Origin of the sequence: Microcoleus sp. LEGE 07076, assembly GCF_015207455.1 — a bacterium.
Classification (GTDB): domain Bacteria; phylum Cyanobacteriota; class Cyanobacteriia; order Cyanobacteriales; family Microcoleaceae; genus Microcoleus.
Genome location: NZ_JADEWV010000409.1, coordinates 1 through 2,395, shown reverse-complemented (window position 1 = coordinate 2,395; position 2,395 = coordinate 1). Strand labels below are relative to the sequence as shown.

The window sequence follows — 2,395 nt, the reverse complement described above, 5'->3', positions numbered from 1 at the left end:
CACATAAACTGCCTAATTATCAACAAGGCATAAGAGCTATGAGCCTTATTCTATCAGCGTTATAGGCGACTTGTCGCCCCGACAGCTCTCCTATAGAATTTCTCAATAAGCTGAGTGAATACCTAGAGATTGGTGTTGCTCCTAAAGATATGTACAATGAAATTTTGAATTCATCTAATATCAAGTGAAATATTTATAAGCTGAGGCGCTATACTCTTGATTACTACAGTTCCCCCTTAAATGCTTTGTCGAGTATAGATGGCAGCAGGGCATCCAGTTCGACGGCGGTTTCGGCTTGCAGGCGCTTGAGTGCGTCTACTTTGGCTTGAAGGTCGTCAAAGTAGGCAACGATGCGGTGCTGTTCGGGAAGAGGGGGGAGTGGAATTTCAATACTTCTAATACGTCCAACGCTTAAAGTGAATAGACCGCTTGTTGTTCTACTTAGATTTAGCATCTGATCTCTACCTAGAGGACTGTTCAAATAAGTGTTTAAATACTCAGGCATAAGTTGGGCTTGATTCGGGCGAACTCGAATAACATGATTTTGGTGAACACAGTCTTCAATTTCTCCTCTAAACAACGCTGTTCTGCCAATATGGTCAGCACTGCCATTGCCTTCAATTACTAGCACATCACCTGGAAGCAATCGCCATCTTTCAAGTTCTTTGTTGGAAACTTCAAAATAACGCGGATCACCAGTGTCAATCCAGTTACGTTGAACATGAGCTACGGTTATATAACGACGCGGATTTGCTCCTGGCACTCGGTCACTACTTTTCTGAATTCCACCTTTTACTTCACAAATAGATTCGATGGGCAGTAGATTTCTACTGTCAAACCCAGTGAAAGCTTTGAATGCCGTTGCATTAACTAAAGCCTCACTCTCCTCAATGCTTTGCCGACGCAGCCCCCGTGCCTCCTCCACCTTAGCAGCCAGTTCCTCTATCCGCGCTACAATACGCCGCTGCCCATCTAGGGGGGGTGGGAGTTCTGGAAGCTGGTTAATGCTTCCATCTTGCCTCTGTCTAACAATTTCTAGAAATTGGCTAATAGCCAATTGAATTTCATTATCAACAATTGGCACTTCGATATTCATTAACTTTTGACCGTTAACATTGGGCTGTGCAGACCCTTCTTTTTCTTCAATGATTTGTCTCCAATAAACATCTGATTGAAAAAAATAGTATAAGTAGTCAGAGCGAACCTCTTTCTGGGGACGCACGCGAATTAAGTAAGATGCAAAAACAGCAACAGGCGCTTCTTTTACCAAATGAGTTTTGCCAGTTGTGGCTCCCGTTCTAGCAAATAAAATGTCATTGGGTTGAAGCAAATATTTCTCCAGTTGTTCGCACTGGCAATAGGGAACTGTATCCCAATTAATTTTTCCATCTTGCAAATCTGTAATCCGAACCAGTTTAATACCTGAATTCTCTTGTGAAGCACTTGCGCCAAAACCATATTGGGGATGTTCGGTAATGCTAGATAATCGACCATTGGGAAATTCTGCTCTTAAAAGTCCATTAAATATAACAGTTGCAGCAGCCCGAACCATCATTTCTGATTGAGTTTGCTTGAAAGTCAGCTCTATCATCAATCTTCCCTTTTTAATATAGTCTTAATTTCACCCAAAATCTCTAAAATCCGCTGTTCTTTCGCCCAGATATCGGCAACTAACTGCTCTGGCGGCAGATGTTCAAAATCATCCCGAGCATTGGGGTTCTTCTTGTCAAGGTTAAAAATGGGCCAGTAAATTGCATCACCCTTAGCCTGAGACTCCTTAGCAATCTGGCGCTGTTGTCGCTCCTCTTCCCGCGCTTCGGCTTGCTCGTTCTTGAGCGTCCGAATCTGGTCTTGAATGACCTTATTTTGTTTAGCCGGCGCGAAGTCCAGAATTGAAGCATTGAGTGTCTGGATTTGCCCGTCTAACTCCTTGACTTTCCTGGTGCACTGGTTAGCGATCGCCTCAGCTTCTCTTGCAGCATCCCAACAGGGCTGCGCTTCAGCTTTAGCTTTGTCGTAAGTTTCTCTAAAACGGTACTTCCAAGTGCTTTGGTTTTCCTCCCGATTGTTCCACCAGGCTAAACACTTATTAAACTCATTATCTTGAATCGGCTTCGTTTTGCTGTAATTCTTGCGACCGTCAGATAACGTTAACTCATAATACCAAATTTCCTCAGTCGGGCCAGAAGCATCAAAAAATAACAGGTTAGTTGGAATGCCCGTATAAGGTGCAAAGACTCCATTCGGCAATCTAACAATAGTATGTAAGTTAAATTCAATCAGTAAATTTTTCTTAAGGAACGAAAAATAAATAACTTAATGAATTACTCAGGTTGGGGTACGGCTCGATAATTCCATTTGGGCAAATATTCGTCAAAGACAATTTGCATAGTAT

The 2,395-nt window shown here is 42.6% G+C and carries 2 protein-coding genes; both read right to left on the bottom strand.

Annotated features, from left to right (window positions below):
* Positions 1 to 223: 223 nt before the first annotated feature.
* Positions 224 to 1,591, bottom strand: coding sequence for a restriction endonuclease subunit S (locus IQ270_RS29725; protein ID WP_193976692.1), 1,368 nt, complete (start codon positions 1,589 to 1,591; stop codon positions 224 to 226).
* Complete coding sequence (locus IQ270_RS29720; RefSeq protein WP_228056825.1) at positions 1,591 to 2,283, bottom strand: N-6 DNA methylase; 693 nt, start codon at positions 2,281 to 2,283, stop codon at positions 1,591 to 1,593. The genes IQ270_RS29725 and IQ270_RS29720 overlap by 1 nt, the downstream gene beginning before the upstream one ends.
* Positions 2,284 to 2,395: the final 112 nt, after the last annotated feature.

Coding starts and splice junctions, on each gene's coding strand:
- IQ270_RS29725 (WP_193976692.1), bottom strand. CDS start 1,591: ATGATAGAGCTGACTTTCAAGCAAACTCAATCAGAAATGATGGTTCGG.